The 19081-nt window shown below is 50.8% G+C and carries 15 protein-coding genes; 8 read left to right on the top strand and 7 right to left on the bottom strand.

What is annotated here, in order from left to right:
- Positions 1-10: 10 nt before the first annotated feature.
- Complete coding sequence (locus IE055_RS03535; protein WP_189398602.1) at positions 11-514, bottom strand: VF530 family protein; 504 nt, start codon at positions 512-514, stop codon at positions 11-13.
- Between the two features lie 104 nt (positions 515-618).
- Here IE055_RS03535 and IE055_RS03530 point away from each other — a divergent pair, with 104 nt between their 5' ends.
- Together IE055_RS03530 and IE055_RS03525 are read left to right on the top strand one after the other, a co-directional pair.
- The gene (locus IE055_RS03530) at positions 619-2367 is read left to right on the top strand and encodes a DUF885 domain-containing protein (protein WP_189398601.1); all 1749 of its coding nucleotides are present in this window, start codon (positions 619-621) and stop codon (positions 2365-2367) included.
- A gap of 74 nt (positions 2368-2441) precedes the next feature.
- Positions 2442-3347 carry a dienelactone hydrolase family protein gene (locus IE055_RS03525; RefSeq protein WP_189398600.1) on the top strand — a complete coding sequence of 302 codons (906 nt, stop codon included), beginning with the start codon at positions 2442-2444 and terminating at the stop codon, positions 3345-3347.
- A gap of 92 nt (positions 3348-3439) precedes the next feature.
- Here the strand turns inward: IE055_RS03525 and IE055_RS03520 are convergent, their stop codons facing one another.
- The 3 genes from IE055_RS03520 to IE055_RS03510 all read right to left on the bottom strand — a co-directional run bounded on the left by IE055_RS03520 (position 3440) and on the right by IE055_RS03510 (position 12864).
- Positions 3440-3976, bottom strand: coding sequence for a hypothetical protein (locus tag IE055_RS03520; RefSeq protein WP_189398599.1), 537 nt, complete (start codon positions 3974-3976; stop codon positions 3440-3442).
- Between the two features lie 353 nt (positions 3977-4329).
- Complete coding sequence (locus IE055_RS03515) at positions 4330-6498, bottom strand: C25 family cysteine peptidase (RefSeq protein ID WP_189398598.1); 2169 nt, start codon at positions 6496-6498, stop codon at positions 4330-4332.
- 21 nt (positions 6499-6519) lie between these two features.
- Positions 6520-12864, bottom strand: coding sequence for an SdrD B-like domain-containing protein (locus tag IE055_RS03510; protein ID WP_189398597.1), 6345 nt, complete (start codon positions 12862-12864; stop codon positions 6520-6522).
- A 476-nt stretch (positions 12865-13340) separates the two neighbouring features.
- Here IE055_RS03510 and IE055_RS03505 point away from each other — a divergent pair, with 476 nt between their 5' ends.
- The 5 genes from IE055_RS03505 (at position 13341) to IE055_RS03485 (ending at position 16836) form a co-directional block, all read left to right on the top strand.
- On the top strand, positions 13341-13658 hold the full coding sequence (locus IE055_RS03505) for a helix-turn-helix transcriptional regulator (RefSeq protein WP_189398596.1): 318 nt from the start codon (positions 13341-13343) through the stop codon (positions 13656-13658).
- Positions 13652-14971, top strand: coding sequence for a type II toxin-antitoxin system HipA family toxin (locus IE055_RS03500; RefSeq protein ID WP_189398595.1), 1320 nt, complete (start codon positions 13652-13654; stop codon positions 14969-14971). The genes IE055_RS03505 and IE055_RS03500 overlap by 7 nt, the downstream gene beginning before the upstream one ends.
- A 174-nt stretch (positions 14972-15145) precedes the next feature.
- Positions 15146-15358 carry a hypothetical protein gene (locus tag IE055_RS03495; protein ID WP_189398594.1) on the top strand — a complete coding sequence of 71 codons (213 nt, stop codon included), beginning with the start codon at positions 15146-15148 and terminating at the stop codon, positions 15356-15358.
- Between the two features lie 144 nt (positions 15359-15502).
- The gene (locus IE055_RS03490) at positions 15503-15886 is read left to right on the top strand and encodes a VOC family protein (RefSeq protein ID WP_189398593.1); all 384 of its coding nucleotides are present in this window, start codon (positions 15503-15505) and stop codon (positions 15884-15886) included.
- A 173-nt stretch (positions 15887-16059) separates the two neighbouring features.
- The gene (locus tag IE055_RS03485; RefSeq protein WP_189398592.1) at positions 16060-16836 is read left to right on the top strand and encodes a DUF3667 domain-containing protein; all 777 of its coding nucleotides are present in this window, start codon (positions 16060-16062) and stop codon (positions 16834-16836) included.
- Between the two features lie 13 nt (positions 16837-16849).
- Here the strand turns inward: IE055_RS03485 and IE055_RS03480 are convergent, their stop codons facing one another.
- The 3 genes from IE055_RS03480 to IE055_RS03470 are packed head-to-tail and all read right to left on the bottom strand — an operon-like array spanning position 16850 to position 18060.
- Entirely contained in the window at positions 16850-17197 is a 348-nt protein-coding gene (locus tag IE055_RS03480; protein ID WP_189398591.1) for a hypothetical protein, read from the bottom strand.
- 3 nt (positions 17198-17200) lie between these two features.
- A complete protein-coding gene (locus IE055_RS03475; RefSeq protein WP_189398590.1) occupies positions 17201-17815 on the bottom strand; it encodes a hypothetical protein in 615 nt (204 codons plus the stop codon).
- Between the two features lie 23 nt (positions 17816-17838).
- Positions 17839-18060, bottom strand: coding sequence for a helix-turn-helix domain-containing protein (locus IE055_RS03470; RefSeq protein ID WP_189398589.1), 222 nt, complete (start codon positions 18058-18060; stop codon positions 17839-17841).
- A gap of 250 nt (positions 18061-18310) precedes the next feature.
- Between IE055_RS03470 and IE055_RS03465 the strand changes: the two genes are divergently transcribed.
- Positions 18311-19042, top strand: coding sequence for a hypothetical protein (locus IE055_RS03465; RefSeq protein WP_189398588.1), 732 nt, complete (start codon positions 18311-18313; stop codon positions 19040-19042).
- The last annotated feature ends 39 nt before the right edge of the window (positions 19043-19081 follow it).

The raw sequence follows: 19081 nt of genomic DNA, 5'->3' as shown, positions 1-19081 counted from the left end.
CGTATCACGTTTAATCGTCATTTTGTTTCGCACGCCACTTTGACCAGGGGTCGGTTTTCTTCCCCGATGACGATGCCACCGAGTCAGGTTGTGGCACGGTTGCACCGACCACCTGTTTACGAGTGTGTCGAGCTCGCATTCCGTCCTTTGGGGTCGGTTGCCACCCCGTATTAGGGTCGTCGAAAAATTCTGGATCATCGAGCGTCAACGCCGCGGGCGGCCTATCATTTTGCGAGATATCAACTTCACGTTCGCGCGGCGGCAACGCGTGTTGAATTTCGCTCGGGAGTGGGAACTGTCGAAAACGATACAAATAAAATGCTTCAAGTCGATGACGAGCCCAATCAGTCTTACGCAGAAATGTAACACTTGATGCAACACTGGGATTACTTTTGAAGCAGTTAATGTTGATCTGCGCAGCCAGAATATCCCAACCGTAACAATCCACCAAGGTTTGTACTAGGTCGGGCAATTTGATGCCATTTAATGGATGATTTATGAGGTGTTGCTGCATGTCGCAAAGCGTACCACGGCCCATGCACCCGTGCATCGAATTTAGCGGCAATGTCTTGCTATACTGAACGTAAAATCACTCAACCTTGCCCAGCGTCTCCCCCTATGTTACGACACTCTCTACGCTTTGTATTCGCATGCAGTATCTTATTCTCGTGGCACAGCCAAGCGGCGTCAGACAATCTAAACGCCATTTTGCACGACCATTGGTCCGAAGCAAACCAAGAGCAAATTTTCTTTCGCAAGGACCCAGACACATTTCGAATGAACGGCAAACTGCCTGACGTCTCACCAGCGGGTCGCTCGCGGCGGGCTGTCTTCAATCAATCTATACTTAACCGGCTATCAGCACTGAATACCGACAGCATGAATGATGCCGACCTGGTCACCTTCAAGTTGTTCAAATATGAGCGCGAAACTGAAGCCGCGAGTTACAAGCAGTTCGACCATCTTTTTCCGTTAAACAAATACGCCGGTTTTCATTCCTACTTTGCTGGTGCTCCCGCCAACATGTCGTTTCTGACCCTTGCTGACTACGAGAACTATCTAGTGAGTCTGGCTGATTTTCCTCGTTTCAATCAAGCGCATATCACGAACCTCCGTGCCGCAATTGATAAAGGGTATACGCATTATTGTGAGAGCGTTACAAATTACGAAAAAACGATCAGCAAGCACATTGTGTTGGATGTTAACCAAAGCGTTTTCCACGCGCCAATCGCGCGCATGCCAAATACCATTTCAGCGAACGACCAGGCCCGTATCACGAAGTCTGCTCGCCAGCTAATACGTGATGTCATCATTCCCGAATACCAGCGCTTCTTTACATTTTTCACCACCGAGTATATGCCGAACTGTCGCCAAGACGTCGGCATTACTGCGCTCGAAGACGGCAAAGACTATTACCAATATTTGATTGAGTACTACACGACTACGCAACTGAGCGCCGATCAGATACATCAAATGGGACTGGACGAAGTCGCTCGCATCAAAGCTGAGATGAACACCATCATCAATCAGCTTGAGTTCAAGGGTAATTTCACTGAGTTCGTTAGCTACCTACGCACCGAACCCGCGTTTTACACGGACTCAGAACAAGACCTATTGGAGAAGGCGAGCTACATAACACGCAAGGCTGCGGCACAACTGCCGAAATGGTTCGGTTTATTGCCACGCAGTACGTTCGATATCAAACCAAGTCCAGACGGCGGCGCCTATTATGTGGCGCCGGACGGCAGCGGTACCACCTCCGGCACCTATTTTATCGACACCCAGGACTTGAAATCACAACCCCTTTACAACCTGGAAGCGCTGACCCTTCACGAAGCTGAGCCGGGGCATCACTTTCAAAGCTCGATCGCCATGGAACTCGATGTGCCGGAATTTCGCAAAACCCTGTATCACTCAGCTTACGGTGAGGGTTGGGGCCTCTATTCAGAACGGTTAGGAAAGGAAATGGGGTTTTACCAAGACCCATATAGTGACTTTGGTCGCTTAACCTATGAAATGTGGCGAGCTTGTCGACTCGTTGTCGACACCGGGATGCACGCACAGGGCTGGTCACGTGAAAAAGCGATCGACTACCTGGCCGCGCATACCGCTCTAAGTATGGCGGACGTCGTCGCACAGATTGACCGCTACATCACGTGGCCGGCACAGGCACTGTCGTACAAAATAGGCGAACTTAAGATTCGCGAGCTACGACAGAGAGCAGAAATAGCCTTGGGGGTTAACTTTGACGTGCGCGCATTTCACGATCAAATTCTGCGCAATGGTAGCTTGCCGTTAGCAACCTTGGAAGAACTTTTCGACCGGTGGCTGGCGCAACAGCAAGCAGAAGTACACCAAGAAAAGTAACGGCCATCACTTTGTGTTGATGCTGCGCCAGTAGTATCGTACTGCAACCAAAATATCACCTCTGGAGAAACGTAATGAGAAGCGAAGGAAAATCCGCAATTCCGACCAACCAAATTCCGCAACAAGCGTTTGATTGGTACGACGAATACGCACATGGCGATATTGACAGACGCACATTTCTCCAGCGACTTGGGACCTTGGCAATTGCAGGTCTAACGGTAAACACTCTGGCCGCAGCGCTGCTGCCGGATTACGCATTGGCTGAACAGGTCTCGTTTAATGACCCTTCAATTCAGGCCACGTATCAAACATTTCCCTCGCCACAGGGCCATGGCGAAGGCCGCGGCTACTTAGTGACCCCAAGAGACATAAAACACCCAGTGCCTGTGGTTTTGGTGGTCCATGAAAACCGTGGATTAAACCCTTACATAGAAGATGTGGCCCGCCGCTTAGCCAAGCTGGGCTTTATCGCTTTCGCACCAGACGCCTTATACCCACTCGGTGGTTACCCAGGTAACGATGATCAAGGGCGCGCAATGCAACGTTCTTTGTCGCGTGACAAAATCGAGCAGGACTTTATCGCGGCCGCGCAGTTCCTACGCACCCATGCCAATGGCAATGGAAAGTTAGGCGTAGTCGGCTTTTGCTTTGGCGGCTATATCAGTAATTACCTCGCCGCTGCAGCGCCGACTTTAGTCGACGCTGCAGCCCCCTATTACGGCACACCTGCCGACGCATCATTGGTGAGCAATGTAAAAGCACCACTTCTGCTCACCTTTGCAGAAAAGGATGACCGCGTTAACGCCAGCTGGCCTGCCTATGAGCAAGTCTTGCGACAAAACAAGGTCAACTACACTGCGCATACTTATGCGGATACAAATCACGGCTTTCACAATGATTCCACCAGCCGATATGACGCTGATGCAGCGGAGCTCGCATGGTCACGTACGATTGACTTCTTCAATATGCAGCTCAATTAAACTGCAAATTTCAACAAATATAATGCGCTATGAAATGCACATAAAGCTAAATAAGCCTATCTTATGATCCATTTTATGCATATTAAAATAGTTTAAAATGAGCCATCAAAAGCCCGTGCATAGACAGTTGCATCCGCCTCATGTACGTAACGCATAGAACGACCGAGCAAACCGACGTAATCCGCTCTGTAGTGCACTTTAAGAGTCGTATTGCCACTCACCAATGAACTGATATCAAGAACAAAGTCGAAGTCGACCTTTTTTAGGTTCAAATTCACGGTTAACTCCCCGGTAAGTGGGTTACCTAAAATCACACTTCCTACCCCAGACAAACTGGAAACATAGATTGTGTTGTTATACAAAATGGTGCCCGCAATGTCGTCTTCTACCAGGATATAGACCGGCAAAGAACCACCGCCCAAAAATGCCGCTAGCAACGATGTGTTATCAGTCATTTCAAAACTGGACGAAATGGTAAGTTCATCCGCATCTTGGACCTCCACACCAAACGAAGTTGACGCTGGAATCGACTGGGCTTGCGCGTGTATTGGCACAAAAAGCAGCCCAAGCACCAAGTAAACAGACACCAGCAAGTTAAATTTAAGTAGGTTGGAAATTTGTGAGTACATAATACTTCTCCGAAAAAAATGTGGTTCCCGTCCCCGTGTGTCATCAACCACGATTAAACCAACCACCAGAAAGTGATGGCGGTATATTTTTGGTTTGAATCAACGCGAGAGTTTCCACACATGTTCTCGACACAGATTAACTCCGCACCAGACCACGAGTACAACACTGACCCGATAACCCAAACCCACCTAACTCAGCTTACATCCCCTATTTTACCGATCACATGATCGGTCAAACGACCCTTGATCTAAACCGTGTTGTTTCTTGCCCAACTGCATTTTTGTTACGTTATCACCTGCGCACCGCACCAACTTTGGTCACTCTGGCAGTATCATATCTTGGTCAAAGAGAATCAAAAGTTCACCTTCAACGCCGGATCACCTAAAAGATGTAAACCCAACTGGATATCCGGATAATCGGCGTAAGCTGCTAGAGCCTGCTTCGCTTCTAGCATCGCTTCACCGAGTGTTTTGCCCCGCACATACACACGTTTATTTAACTCGACACCCAAGGAACGGTCTCCAATCGAGCTTGTCAGTGTCGATGCGCCTAACACGCTGGCTGCCCCGTTTTCGCCATGTAATAACAAAGCATCGGAAATCGTGTTGCCGCGAGTGTCGACAAAATACGCATTCCAACAACCCCATTGCGTCACTACAGCCGGCTTGCCGAAATTCGTCAGACTAGCGACCTCCGCAGCGCGCAACATAGGTGGCGATGTATAGGCCCAGCTTTGCTGTGATGAGTGCCCCACGTAAGACACCACCGACATGCCGGCATTCAATAAACCAATCAACCGATCATGCGCCTGTTGATGTCCATCCTGGTCGGGGTAAATCTGAAAATCATCACGTACGCCATCCGACCAATTATCCGGTATCGCTTTAATCATGGCTTGGGCGTCTTTGTAGAACGACACCCCATTACCTAAATCGTCTTTGTCCGCCACAATCGCCGTTCTTCCTACATAACCCTCACGCGCCTCATACGCCTTGATTTTAGCCACCACATTAGCGAGTTCTGCCGGCGTTCTAGCCGGTATTCGTGCCACAACCAACTCTGGCACGCCGTTATTGTCTAGGTCGCCATACGCTACGTCCGACGGCGTCTGGGTAATCGTTAATGCACCGCCTGGCGTACTGACGTACCGCGTCGGAATCAAGCTCACCGATTGACTAGTATGCTGTTTGTAGTCAAGCGTATCATTGCCAACTAAGACCACCATCTTCGTTCCCATGTTGGCGGCCGCGTGACGAACATACGCCTGAATTCCCTCTGGTCCAAACTGGTGGTGACCGTACTGCGCAAACACCGCCTCTACATCAACTACTTTGACTAGATAATCCTGCGAGCGCAGCGCGACCAGCTCATCCATCGCCTCACCAAGCAAACTCGGATGCGCGATGATTAGATACTCCGCCATTCCGCTACTAATGTCGGTAAAGTCTTCGATCGCATGAATCTCTGCGGCATGATAGCCGGACTCACCGATCACCATGTAGTCTGCGGCAACTGCGCCAGTACTGAACACCACTCGGTCAGCGGTTGATTCGATAGAGCGGTCATGCAGTTTCTCAACGCGACCATTACCAAGTCGCCGGTATACACTCGCCTTAGACCCAGCGAAATTTCGAACCTCGAGCTGTTGGGCGTCAACATAACCATTCAGGTAGGCACCGCCCCCCGCATCGGCTTCGCGCCGATACCGCACTTCGAATTCGTTCAGAGTGATGCGGTCAAATGGCACGCCTTCGATCGAGCGATAGTTGTACTTGATGGTATTCGAACCCGCGTTAATCGGTACATTTTGCGCTTCCAAAGTCGTGGATGCATTCCCATCAAACTGCTGATCACCAACCAGCACACCGTTGACTAAAACTTCAAAGTGATGATCGTTACCCTCAATATCAAAGTCCACCAAGCCGTACATTTCGACCTTTAGTTCAGCGCTATTACCTGCACCAGCGGCCAAGTCAGCCACGTCAAATTGATAACTTGGTGTGGCATATAGACTGAACGTCTGACCGAAGTGAAAGGGATCAGTGATCGACGGCGCAGAAAAATCGTAGGTGTTGTCTTGCTCTACGTGCAAGGTGTACCAATAGCTGGTCGCAACCGGCAGCCGTGGATTCACGCGAGTACGAAATTGCGGGATATTAATTCGATTCGCTCGTTCTTGATTGGTTAGTACGTGCAACACATACACCTGCTCCTTGCGGTACAAGCTGTCGGCTTTCTCAGCGTAAAACTCAAGGTACGATCCTGGCCCAAATAGCCGTCCTCGCCCGCCGCCTTGCCCGACTGTTCCTAAAGGAACCCATTCGCCATTTAAACTCAAACCCAGACGCTGGTGTCGCAAGCCAGTTAGATCAACCCCCTCGGCGACCAATTGCTCGTACGTGACGCGATGCATGCCGCTGGTATGTGTTGTCAATGTCAATAACTCGACTGCGGACGCTGTCGCAACACCCACGATGCACGTCAGCAGGCCAGCACAATTGAAAATTAGTTTGCGTATCATTTTATCTTGCCCCCTGCTCAATTATTGGTTTACCGCGTCATACGCGGGTTCGGAATCAAGGTCACCAAAATACTCATCTCCTTGCTGTTTCAACAGCTTGAGCTTGCGCAATAAGTGCGACCGCGCAGCCTGTTTGTTCTTCGGCGTTGGTGAGATCGAAGACCAGTCGAACTCCGGTGGTTTTACCATCCTCGCACCGTAATCCCGATCGGCACTAAATGGTCCGTGTGCAGTCACCTCTTCGGCATTCGACACATCCACCAGCGACAGCCAGCGCGCGGTGGTCTTTACTCTTTGCCGATACTGACGCGTCTGCATGGCATCACCACTCGGGCCGACAATCAGTTTTGGCGTGAGCAAACGCCAGCCATCACCTTCACGTGCATAAATCTGGAATCCGGCATGTCCAACTTCATTGCTGGTTTCCCAAATCACATCCACCCAGTCGCCGTTGCGCTCCGCGTGCAGATAGTTAATCGTGACGGGTGTGGTGGCAAAATCTTGCTGATAGGCAAAATTAATCCCAGCTTGGATCACGCCACCCGAGAGTGCGTAGTTCGGCGATGCGTTGTCACACACTGCGGCGGTTGGTGAGTCGCACACACGATCTTCTGGCTGCACCTGATTCGCCAGATCCGGGTCACCAGTTTGGCCGAAGCCATCAACCACTGACCCAGAAGTCACAACCTCGACACGGTAACTCCCATCCGGCAAGTTAGTAAAACTGTAGTCGCCATTACTGTCAGTCGTAGTGTCGGCAAATTTAACCAATGCGCCGTTCTGCTCCACGTAGAGAATGACTGTGACGCCACCGGCGGGCGAATCGGCATTGCCACCAGGGGTACCATCCAACTCAGTCGCCTCAAGTGTGCCGTTGTCATCTGGCTCAACCAGCGAAATATCTTCAATCACGATCGTGCCGCTCACCTCATTGTTGCCTGTCACACCAAAGTCAGCGGTCAAGTTGGGCGAACTGGTGGTGAGTGCGTATGTCCAAGGTTTGGCCACGCCATTCCCAGAGCCGCCTGTCACCAGCGTGCCATCATCCACCTCATCGTAACCCGCGGCGTCAACCACCACGACAATGTACTGCCCCGTTGGCAAGCTGGTGCAGTAGTATTCCCCGTTGCCATCGGTCTGCACGGTACGAATCAAATTATCCACACCCGGTGCCGGCGCATTGGTGACCAGCGATGGATTGTTGGCAGTCTCACTCAAATCAGCATCCAACCAACATTGAACTGTCACTCCCGAGATTCCTGGCTCTGAATCATCTTTACTGCCATCACCATTGACGTCAAACCAGAACAAATTACCGATCGAACCAAGGCGTACATCCGAGATATAACCGGCGTCGACACCACTTATATCCGCACCACCCGCGATAGATATCGGGGTTGGAATAAGCTCTAACGCATTGAGTTGGCTCGTCACACGGTTAACATCGGTAATCACCACGGTGTAGTCATCATCCGGCAGGCCGGTGAATGAATACGCTCCCAGCGCATCGGTGACTGTTGTCGCGACCACATTACCCAGACTGTCGACCAAGTTAAGTGTCACCCCTTGCAACTCTCCATCCGTCCCAGATGCGTAGCTGCCGTTGGCGTCCGCATCGGAATAGATCGTGCCAGACACGCTTCCCAGATTCGTCCCAATTTCGGGATTGAAGCCAAAGTTGAGATTATCGATCGCATTGTCTGCATCACTGGCCAGATCGATCGGAAAGTAATTGTAGGTTCCTAATGGCATATTGGTCGGCTGCGACTCATTGAGGTCGCCACCCGCTGCCGTATCAATATCAGCCTGTGCATAACCAACGATCATGCCATCGATCAGATCAAGCCCGGCAATATCCGAAATCATCCAGTTTCCATCCTCGTCCGTGGTCGTGGTCAAGATGACATCACCTTGCGGGTTAGCCTCGGTTGCTGTTGAGGTGTCATAGACATTAACAGTAACGCCACTCAAGGGAGCCTCGCCGGCATCGTAGATGCCATCATTATCCACATCAACCCAGAGAAAGCCGGATAATAGGCCACGATCCGTTGCCGGCTCGTAACCGATATCAACTTCCGTAACGTGTTCGCCCTCGGACAAGGCAACCGCCGCTGGGTCGACCGTCAATTGCAGACCGGTCGGCACATCAGCCGGGTTGGCATCGACTGTGTAGGCACCTGCGACCAACTCAGCAAACACATACTCGCCTTGCGAGTCGGTCGTAGTTTGTGCAACAAACTCGGGGTCGGTTGGGTCACAAGGCGGGGAACTGATCGGAGAATCACATAAATAGACGTCCACACCGGACAAATTCAACTCAGACTCCTCGGCAAGTCCATTGGTCGCACCAGACGCGTCTGCGGCGTCAACAAAAAGCTCACCGCTAATCGACCCAGTGGTGGAGTCATTGATGTACCCAAAATCCAAGTCGGTCACATCAGCTCCCGCCAGCGTCACTGGCAGCGGGTTGAGGCCACTTGTCATATCGTAGCCCGATACCAAGCCCACATCATCAGTTACGGCAACCTGGTATCGTCCATCAGGCAAACCGCCAAAACTATAATCGCCATTGGAATCGGTGGTCGTCGTTGCCAACTTCACGGCGGGGAGCAGCCCGTCATCGTTGGCTAAATCCGCGCCTGATACGAGGCCATTCCCATCAATATCAAGCAGACCTCCGACTACGTTCACGCCATTGACTGCGCCCACATCCAAGACGTCAATAGCGCCGTCGCCATTGATATCGAGTTGGCCATCTATGACGGCATACCCGAGATAAGCCCCGTCGTCATTGGCATCCACCACACCGTCATTATTGAGGTCCAGTGTGCCATCAATCACATCCACAGGCACGCTGGACAAGCTGACCGACACAGCGGCAAACCCACTTTCACCAATGTCTTCAACCCCGTCTTTGTCAGTGTCTAAGAACACCGTACCAGACACGTCATTCAAGGCCGCGTTAAAGTAACCGAAATCCAGCTCAGTAGCGCTGTCACCAATGCCCAAACTGACAGCATGTGTGCTGTTCAAGCTGGCATCTGGATCTTCAGTTTGCACACCTGCCGGTGCGGCTACCACCACTTGATAGTCCCCTGGTGGTAACCCGTCGAACTCATAGCTGCCATCAGCCTGCGTAAACACTGTGCCAACGGTGGTTTCGAAACTACCATTCCCGTCGACATCCTGCAGCAAGGTGACTGAAATGCCACCCAGCCCAGGTTCCCCAAAACTCTGATCGCCGTCGTTACCGGCATCGCTGTAAACCACCCCTGAGAGGCTACCACCATCGTTGAAGCCAAAACTGGTTTGCGTGTCACTCGCACCGCCGCTGACGCTAACTGGGTCTGACAAAGCTGCGGCTGCATCGGCGGTGGTTGGGTCTAGCCCGATTAGAACCCCGTTGACGTCATTCAGGCCGACTAAGTATGTGCCATCATTCAATCCGGTAAAACTGAATTCACCGTTCAAATCTGACGCTAGGGTTGTTAACACATCCGGCTGCCCGTCTCCATTTACGTCATCGGGAATGCCATTATTATCACCGTCGGCATATAAAACCACCTGTACTCCAGAAATGCCAGGCTCACCCACGTCGCGCACGCCATCGCCATTAATATCTGACCAGATGGCATCACTAATCGTGTTCAGCGCAGCGTTGTCAAAGCCGAAGTCAATGTCGGTAACAGCACTGCCGGTGGCGGTTAGGCTCACCGGCGCACTGATGTATGCACCCTGGCTTTGCGCACCAACAGTCGGCGAGAACCCAGTCAAAGCAGGATCTAGGTCACTGATCTGTACGGTGTAATCGTCGCCATAAGCAACATTGGTAAACAAGTAACTCCCATCGGCTTGAGTGGTGACGGTATCGACCAGCACACCCACAGCGTCATAAAGCCGAACCGTGACTCCACCCAGTCCCGCTTCCCCAGCATCTTGGATGCCATCACCGTCGGCATCTGCCCACACAAAGTTACCAATCGCACCCGTACCCACGGCAGTAACGTAACCGAAATCGACATTACTCACCGTGCTATTGCCAGTCACGGTCACTGCACGCGGATCCGTCCCTAGCGGTCCGGCTGTATTGGTCAACCCGGCCGGCAACGTCGGGTCATCGACGGCCACCGTATACTCCCCAGCGGCGACTCCTTCAAACAGGTAGCCACCTACCGAATTCGTCACCGTCGTGGCAACCACGACTCCAAGGTCATTGACTAGATTGACGATCACACCGCTGATTTCAGCTTCTTCAAGATCGTTAATCCCGTCGCGGTCCTGATCCAACCACACCGTGCCGCTGACATTTGAGGCTTGCGAGTCAACAAAATCATTGTTCGCATCCACCTCATCCAAACTCACCGAAACTGGAATCTGATTATTATTAGTGTTGCTGTTCGCCGCAGTATCGGAATCAACTGACTGACTATCGCTCACGGACTGGTAATCTGCCGGATCAACTTCCACCAGAACATAGTCACCCAGCGGAACGTCGGTAAAACTGTAGGCACCGCTGCCATCGGTCAGCGCACTAAACGCGAGGGTTCCGTCACTTGGATCACCGTCTCCGTTGGGGTCGGTGTAAAGCAAAATTTGTACGCCAGACAGCGGTGCGTCACCGAGTCCGTCGAAATCCGTATCCGCCAACACACTGCCAGAAATATCACCGTTGGCCAGCCTATCCGTCACTGAGCCTTGCACCGGCGTTACAATCTCAACCGACGTCGCGGAAGCGATATTTTCGAATTCTTGGATTCCCGCAGCAACCGGATCGTCAATCACCACGTCAAACGTGATGGTCATGCTCTCACCCGGCTCTAAATCCACGTTGTCTCCTGCCGTAACTAGGTTCGGTGGTGCGCCAGCCACATCCGTAATTGATCCCCTTGCCTCGTACTCTATCGTGAAACTCATCGTGCTAACCGAATTGGACGTACCGCCAATTGCAACAGTATCCTGCCACGCAAATGTATAGTTCCCTATAGCCGTTCCAGTCTCCGCATTCGGGCCATCAGACTCATTCCAATTTCCAGGGCCATTGCCACCGTATGTACCTGTCCCGAAAGCGAAATTCGATCCGTTTGGCAGGCTCACGTCTAAACGAATGTCGCTGAGCCAGTCGTTTGTCGACCCAGTTGATGCGTAGCTGAACGCGGTAATTTGTGCGCCTGCTGGCAAATCCGGTGTCGTGTCGTACACTTGATTCAGTGTCGTAGTAAACACTTGAAACGGAATAAAGTTGTGCGTAAAACTGCCAGGGATAAAGCCGGGATACGTTTTTTCCGCTGAGGCAGCCACATAGGTCACGCCCGCCGGTAAGACGTCGCTCACCACCACATCGTTCGCGGTTCCACTGCCGGTGTTGTTCACAGCGATTGTGTAGGTCAAGGTATCACCTGGGTTGACTGGCGTGCCTGCCGCGCTCGAGGTCTTGGTTACCGTCAATGCTGGCTCATCAACCGCGCAAAAGATAAAACCACTCATGCGGATTGCATGGCCGTCGCTCTCTCCGTGTGGTGCCGGTTCGCCAGCGCCGGACTCAGCCGCGGCATCATCTGGCCCATTAAAGTAACTAACAGTGAAGGTATCGATTAAGCTTGCCGCACCGAGTGTAATCTGACCCACCGGATCAGTTGGCGCAACACCGCCGGCAGTTCCCGAGACGTAGTTCGCAGTGGCGGTTTGACCCGCTACCGTAACATTACTTCCAACCCCGGATATCGAAACGGGCACGTTTGATCCCGCCAATGTCGCGTCTACGATGACGGAGTCTTGAAAAGACGACACCGGCACCGTGTTGTTGGTGGCGTTATAACCCACATCATCGATATCAGCGATTTCCATGCTGGCGACATACCCCGGCTCTGAGAACGAAAACTCAATTCCGACCACATCGGACGATTGCGCCGAAGCCATACCAATGGTTAAAAAGTTGGCCCCATAAATCCCGTTGGTCTCAGTATTGATATTCAAACCAGCGGGATCATTATCGCAAGTGCCACCCACTGACGTCACATTTGGAGGACAGACAAAATTAGAATCAAAGTTACGATCATTCGGGTCAACCAAGGTCGCCGTAACAATGACCGACTGGGGATCACCCGCGCCATCGGTATAATTCACCGTGTAATTTTGACTGACACCGTCGGTATTGTTGGTGGCGAGCCATTCATTGCCAGTACCTGGGCTGCTCGACCAAGTAAAGCTGGCTGGCGAGCTGTTGGCAGGACAAGTTTGTGCATTGGCTAGGTTTACCGACACTCCAATCAAGCCAACTACGATACCAAGCCTAACCAGGCCATGCATCAGAAAAGAAAGTGCGCTAGCACAGTGTGTGAAACCGCCACAAAGTCGACTGTCTCTCATTTATTCCCCCCAAAGGATTTATGTTCGACCACCATCAAACAGCATCCAGACACAGCTGGATGATGACAATAAGGGAAATTGAGTAATCAGTAGAGACGCCAACTGGCGTGTCGCGCACAACTTGCGCAATTGACCACAAATCAGAATCAGGCGCGAAGCGCACCAACCCACTAACGATGTGGCTCGGCCAACTCAATCGTTCTCAAGACTTTATGGTCGAAAGAAAACTTAAGAGTTTCCGGCCTGATGATCCCCCCACAGAATCAATCCCCCATTTGTTCTAAACACGTTACCTAATTGTAACCGAGGTAGCAAGATAAATTTGGCAGAGTCACTGCGCTATTTGCCGCGTCAGCGACTCAGTCTAGGCGGCTTATACTACTCAAACTCTAGATTAGAATCATTTAATGTGCAATATTACGTATACAATAATATATAATGATATTTAGATACAAATTAATGTACATTATATTTATATGGAATCAGTTAAGGTACTTTCTCAGATGCTCGGCGAGCGGCTCAAACAGGCTCGCTTAAATCAAGACGTCACTCAGGCACAGCTTGCCGATCTGGCCGGGGTATCTCGGAGATCGGTGCTGAATGCAGAAAAAGGTAAAACCCAGCTTGAGACCTTTGTTGCCCTACTTGTTGCACTCGGTCTAAGCGACAATCTGCAACAAATGATTCCATCCACGAACATCTCACCGCTACAACTTGCTAAGTTGCAAGGTAAGCACAGACAACGTGCTTCCGGCAAACAGAACCCAGACGATACCGGCTCATCCTCATGGTAACGGAAGCCATTAGAGTCAGCCTGGATGGCGTCGATATAGGCGCAGTTAGCTATGATTCGGACACCGGCGTTGGTGCTTTCGAGTACACGCCCGAGGCGATTCGCCGGGGCGTGGAGTTATCGCCTATTAAGATGCCGCTTGCGCGCAGAATTTACAGCTTCCCGAATCTACGCGATGCCCCATTTTATGGACTGCCGGGCCTGATTGCCGATTCACTGCCGGACGATTTTGGTAATGCGGTACTCAATGCCTGGGTTGCCAGCCAAGGACGACAGCCTAGCAGCATCACACCGTTGCAACGCCTGCAGTTCACCGGCAGACGTGGCATGGGCGCCCTTGAGTACCTCCCTGCCACCCGGCTCAAGGGCCTAAACACGTCTCAGCAAGTGGAAATCGACACCTTGGTGAGTATCGCTCAAGATATCTTAGATTCACGCAGCGAGTTCGAAGTGAACCTAAGCGTCAGCGGCCAGGAAGACCGAGAAGCCATGTTGGCTTTACTCTCGGTCGGTATGAGTGCCGGTGGTGCTCGACCTAAAGCGGTATTGGCATTTAATTCAGACTTCACTCAAGTGCGCTCGGGTCAAACCGACATACCTTCTGGGTTTACACATTACCTAATGAAGTTCGACGGCGTCAGTGAGCACCGCATTGATCGAGAAACCTTTGGCGACCCCATGGGGTACGGTGCGATGGAGTTTGTTTATGCGCTCATGGCAAAACACTGTGACATCGACATGATGCCTTGTCGATTGTTGGCCGAAGGTAACCGCCGACATTTTATCACCGCTCGATTTGATCGCTCGGGTAACACCAAACGGCACGTGCAGACCTTAAATGGCATGGATCACGTAAATTACAAAAAGCCAGGCAGTTACTCGTATGCAGAATTATTCGCGTTGGCTCGCAAGCTGAGACTGTCTGCCAACGACGCCATGCAGTTATTTCGCCGCATGGTCTTCAACGTGGTTGCTCGCAACCATGATGATCATGCCAAAAACTTCGCGTTCATCTTAAGTCAAGATGGTCACTGGCAATTGGCACCCGCCTATGACATAGCATACAGCTACAAGGCAGGCAGCAAATGGGTGAACAGCCACTGGATGACGATCAACGGTAAACGCGATCAGTTTGATCGCCAGGATTTCTACGCGTTTGCAGAACTGAGCTCGCTATTTACCCGCCGCACCATCGACCACATGCTTGACCAAACCATAGAACAACTCAGCCATTGGTCAACATTAGCTAAAGAACACGACGTACCAAAAACACTCATCGCAGAAGTGGCCGCGAATCTAAGACTGGACCTCTAAGACTGGTTCCACGAAAACCAATGACCCTCCAATTGCCGCCACTTTGAATGCGGCTTTTTACAACATGAGGGGCGTCGCACTTTTTGGTCGGGGCAACCATTTATTGTATTCTACTAGGGCTTAAGGACAAATCGAACTTGCCCACAAATTTATAGTGCCCAGTCAGGAATCAACATGCCGCGAAAAATAGACAACACAATAGTGCCCAGAAACCCGGTTGCACGTGCCGCATCGAAACGACGCGCCGGTGTGCACGAGCGCAGCCGCACCTCTGAACGGCAAGCTCAACGCAACCAAGTGACCGCAATGCGCGACGATTGGCGCGATGACCTAGAATTCGAGGCGTCACTCAAGTCCGATAACGTTGAAACCGACGACGAGTCGTAGCCACACACCACCACGCCGGATTACGCACACTTCAAGACTGCTCTGAAATCGGCCGCGCTTGCAAAAAAATCTAAGTAATCACTTGACTCGTGACATGATACTGTATATTTATACAGCTCTTTAACACACAACGAGGAACACGCAATGATTGGCTATGTCACTCTCGGCACAAACGATTTTCCCCGCGCAGTAAAATACTACGACGAATTGTTCGGCTCACTTGGAATCAAACGCTTTATGGAGGAAGAAAATTATTTTGTCGCTTGGGCACCTTCCCCAGAACAACCTTCGGTCGCCGTATCCGTGCCATTTAATCAAGAGCCCGCCACGGTCGGCAATGGCACTATGGTGGCCCTATTAATGGAGTCGCCACAACAAGTGGATGCCTTTTATGCGAAGGCCATCGAACTCGGCGGCACGGACGAGGGGAAACCCGGTTTCAGACCAGCCGATGCAACCAGCGGATTTTACGCAGGTTATTTCCGAGATTTGGATGGGAATAAATTAAACGCTTTTTGTTTAGCTTAACGACTGAATACGACCTAAGCTGAACCCCTTGTTTGGCAGACAGCTTAGGTGGACTTCCGAGGCCGTCATGCCGTGGAAGAGGATCACGAGCGTTGCTGGCTAATCCAGGATGGCTGTGCTTAACTTACTGTTTTCAGACCATCTAAGTTGCTAGCAAGTTCACCAGCCCACCCATGATCAACTGTCTAAATTGCGCGACCCAATATGAAGGCAATTATTGTCCAGAGTGTGGTCAGGCCGCTGCGACAAATCGAATAACCGTCAAGCGTTCATTTCAGCCGGAATTCCTGTCTGGCGTTTTTAATTTCAATCGTGGCTTTTTAGCAGCCTGCATCTCACTTCTCTATCGTCCTGGTCATCTCGCCATGGACTATTTATGTGGTCAGCGTAAGCGTTATTTTAACTTCATCGGTTTGTTACTGGTTTTACTCGCGGTTGAGGCCTTGATTTGGAGCTTATCCGCCAACTCCCCGGTGACGTTTATTTCACATGCCTTTGAATCGTCACTGCGCCAGAACCCTGGCTTCACAGGGTTCGACGGCAGCAAAGTAGAAACCGTTCTGTATAACCAGCGTTTGTTGTATTTGTTTGGCGTGCCAATGGCGGCAATCTTGCCTTGGCTGCTCGCCAGGCAACTTAAACTAAACTTCGCTGAACATATGGTTGTGGCCACATTCATGTTGGCCTTAAGTACCCTGTACGCAATACTGCTCATTGACTGGGTCGGCTTGTTGCCATTGGCGTTTGAGCACTACGTAATGCTCTACTCGTTCTCTGTCTTGCCAGTGCTTTTAATGAATTTACTCATGTACTGGCAACTGCTCGGCTATGGTAGCTACAACCCCTTGGTGCGGGCGATCTTGGCTTGCGTGTGCGCGATCTGGGTCAATATCACCGTAACCTTGTTTATGGGCTTGACCTTGTGGCTGGTGATCAGACCTACCGCATAGCCAACCGGCTGACTCAATTTCGCGACAGCCAAGTAACCGAGGTCACCAGGATAAACAGCTGCACATATCGCTTTAACCACTCACTGATATGCCCGGCCAATTGCGGTTCAATTTGTAGCACAGCGGTCAACGATCCCAACCAGGTTTGCACATTGGTGTCTTTGATCGATGTGCTTGGCACTTGGCACAGTGCGAGCAGACCGTTTGCCAACACGACAGCGTCCTGCCACAGCCCGCTTAGTTGCGTCTCGAGGCATGCCTCGGCATTACAAGCCACGGCCAATGCCATCACAACCGCGGGGACGCAGAAGCCAATCACGAGGACAGAACTAAGGACCTTGGAAGTATATTGCCTGAACATAATCTAAACCAACTCAACGGATTCAGGTTTTCGCAGGAAGGCCGCTGCCAAGACCATTAGACTGGCTGGAAACACGATTATCACAACGAAATGGAATATCACTGACAGTTCAAAGACACCCTGCACCAAAGTCAGTACCGCGAAGACTCGCCATATGAGCGGTAATTCAGTACTACTGCGTAATAGGATGATTGCCAGCAAAATGTCGAGTATGCCGGCCACGATCAAGCTCCCTACGCCGATGGCGATTGCCAGTGTCACCAGTGTCGGTTCAACCACACGAAAACTGTGATCTGACGCGATCGAAGTCCAAATGTCGAAGAAAATTGTGCTCAGAAAAATAATATTCACTGCAATCATTAGGTAGATCAGGATGTCTACCTTTTTGAAATTTAACTGATCGTTCAAAATTCGCCTGAGGCTTAGATAGACATAAATCGTAAGCAAAGCTAACACCACAAATATGGCATCGCTCAGGCTTAGGGTTTGGATGTTGTGGCTCACTGACTGACTGAGCCCATCGATACCTGATAGAAACTCACTCAGCCAGTAGACGGGAAATAAAAACGCGAGCAATGCGGCTGCGATGCCGGGCCACAAATAGTCGTAATCTTGCATTGGTTTACTCCAGTTAATTTGATTCATTCAACAGTTTCGGATGTGTCGACATACTCTAAGATATCTCCTGGCTGACAATTAAGTTCCCGACACAATGCAGCGAGTGTGGAAAACCTCACCGCTTTAACTTTGCCGGTTTTCAGAAGCGACAAATTGGTGGTCGAAATGCCGATTCGCCGCGAAAGCTCTTTAAGCGAAATTTTCTTCTTCGCCATCTCTACGTCTAAATTGATCCGAATATCCATGTTACTACGATAACGCCTTATTTTACCTATTTCAATATTTATTTTATGTTTATCATAAATTTTTTAATCTTAATGGTAAATCACAAAAACCACGCACCGGTACTCCAACTCTCGATGAAATCCCTCTTATCATCTTGTCATTTTCTAGGGAGGAATCATCAGCATTGCTACTTCTACCGGACGATTCCGCGCCGTAGAATTGTTTCCTTCGTCGATTAACTACCAAGACATTCAAGTTGAAAAACACGCTATGATTAAAATAATTATCTGTATTTCGCTGATCGCACTACTCTCTGCCTGCAGCAGAGAATCGACAGCACCGAATAACCAAAACCACCTCGACGCTGTAGCCAGCAACAATACAAAATTCAGTACATTTTTATCTGAAGCGCAGATTTGCCAGATATTGGAGGCAGAGAAGATTGCTGCTTATACCGCAGGTCAGGGCGAGCCAGAGAAAGCGGCGTCCTCATACAGAGAAACCTATACCTGTACGTACACTTGGCCACGCCCAGATGCCGAGGAACGCCAACAGAAGGTGCTCGAAGCCACCATGGCATCGATGCGCGGTGAAGGCGAAAGGCTTTCGATGCGTGAACGAATGACGGATTACCAAATCACAATCAGTGCCAGACAAAGCAAGCGCAATGCAAACACCTTTGTTCCGCAGGTTTTAACGGAGGCGCAGATACAAGCACAAATTGAGACGGCAAAGAAACGCGCCGCTGAGCGTTTGACTGACGAACAAAAGGCAGTTGCCGGAAGCGCAGCCGACGACATGGTGGAACGCTTGATTCGTAAAAACAACGAAAACCAACGTGTAAAAGGTATTGGGGACGCGGCTTACTGGTCGAACCTGTCCAGCGGCTCCTTGCAGGTTTTGGCCGGCGATATCGAGCTGAGTATAAGCCCGATGCTCGCAGATTCTAAACAAGCTGATATGGAAAATGCCAAACAGATCGCTGTAACAATCCTAAAATAGCGATCCATGAGCGGCACCCTGCGATTATGACGCGCCGCC

This window comes from Arenicella chitinivorans, assembly GCF_014651515.1.
GTDB lineage: Bacteria > Pseudomonadota > Gammaproteobacteria > Arenicellales > Arenicellaceae > Arenicella > Arenicella chitinivorans.
Note: the sequence above shows the minus strand (reverse complement) of the source record. Positions and strands in the feature narration are given on the sequence as shown.

Bases quoted from the DNA above. Each gene is read 5' to 3' on its own strand.
- IE055_RS03475 (WP_189398590.1), bottom strand. From the start codon at position 17,815: ATGCAAGATTACGACTATTTGTGGCCCGGCATCGCAGCCGCATTGCTC.
- IE055_RS03485 (WP_189398592.1), top strand. From the start codon at position 16,060: ATGATCAACTGTCTAAATTGCGCGACCCAATATGAAGGCAATTATTGT.
- IE055_RS03505 (WP_189398596.1), top strand. From the start codon at position 13,341: ATGGAATCAGTTAAGGTACTTTCTCAGATGCTCGGCGAGCGGCTCAAA.
- IE055_RS03520 (WP_189398599.1), bottom strand. From the start codon at position 3,976: ATGTACTCACAAATTTCCAACCTACTTAAATTTAACTTGCTGGTGTCT.
- IE055_RS03515 (WP_189398598.1), bottom strand. From the start codon at position 6,498: ATGATACGCAAACTAATTTTCAATTGTGCTGGCCTGCTGACGTGCATC.
- IE055_RS03500 (WP_189398595.1), top strand. From the start codon at position 13,652: ATGGTAACGGAAGCCATTAGAGTCAGCCTGGATGGCGTCGATATAGGC.
- IE055_RS03465 (WP_189398588.1), top strand. From the start codon at position 18,311: ATGATTAAAATAATTATCTGTATTTCGCTGATCGCACTACTCTCTGCC.
- IE055_RS03510 (WP_189398597.1), bottom strand. From the start codon at position 12,864: ATGAGAGACAGTCGACTTTGTGGCGGTTTCACACACTGTGCTAGCGCA.
- IE055_RS03525 (WP_189398600.1), top strand. From the start codon at position 2,442: ATGAGAAGCGAAGGAAAATCCGCAATTCCGACCAACCAAATTCCGCAA.
- IE055_RS03480 (WP_189398591.1), bottom strand. From the start codon at position 17,197: ATGTTCAGGCAATATACTTCCAAGGTCCTTAGTTCTGTCCTCGTGATT.
- IE055_RS03470 (WP_189398589.1), bottom strand. From the start codon at position 18,060: ATGGATATTCGGATCAATTTAGACGTAGAGATGGCGAAGAAGAAAATT.
- IE055_RS03530 (WP_189398601.1), top strand. From the start codon at position 619: ATGTTACGACACTCTCTACGCTTTGTATTCGCATGCAGTATCTTATTC.
- IE055_RS03495 (WP_189398594.1), top strand. From the start codon at position 15,146: ATGCCGCGAAAAATAGACAACACAATAGTGCCCAGAAACCCGGTTGCA.
- IE055_RS03490 (WP_189398593.1), top strand. From the start codon at position 15,503: ATGATTGGCTATGTCACTCTCGGCACAAACGATTTTCCCCGCGCAGTA.
- IE055_RS03535 (WP_189398602.1), bottom strand. From the start codon at position 514: ATGCAGCAACACCTCATAAATCATCCATTAAATGGCATCAAATTGCCC.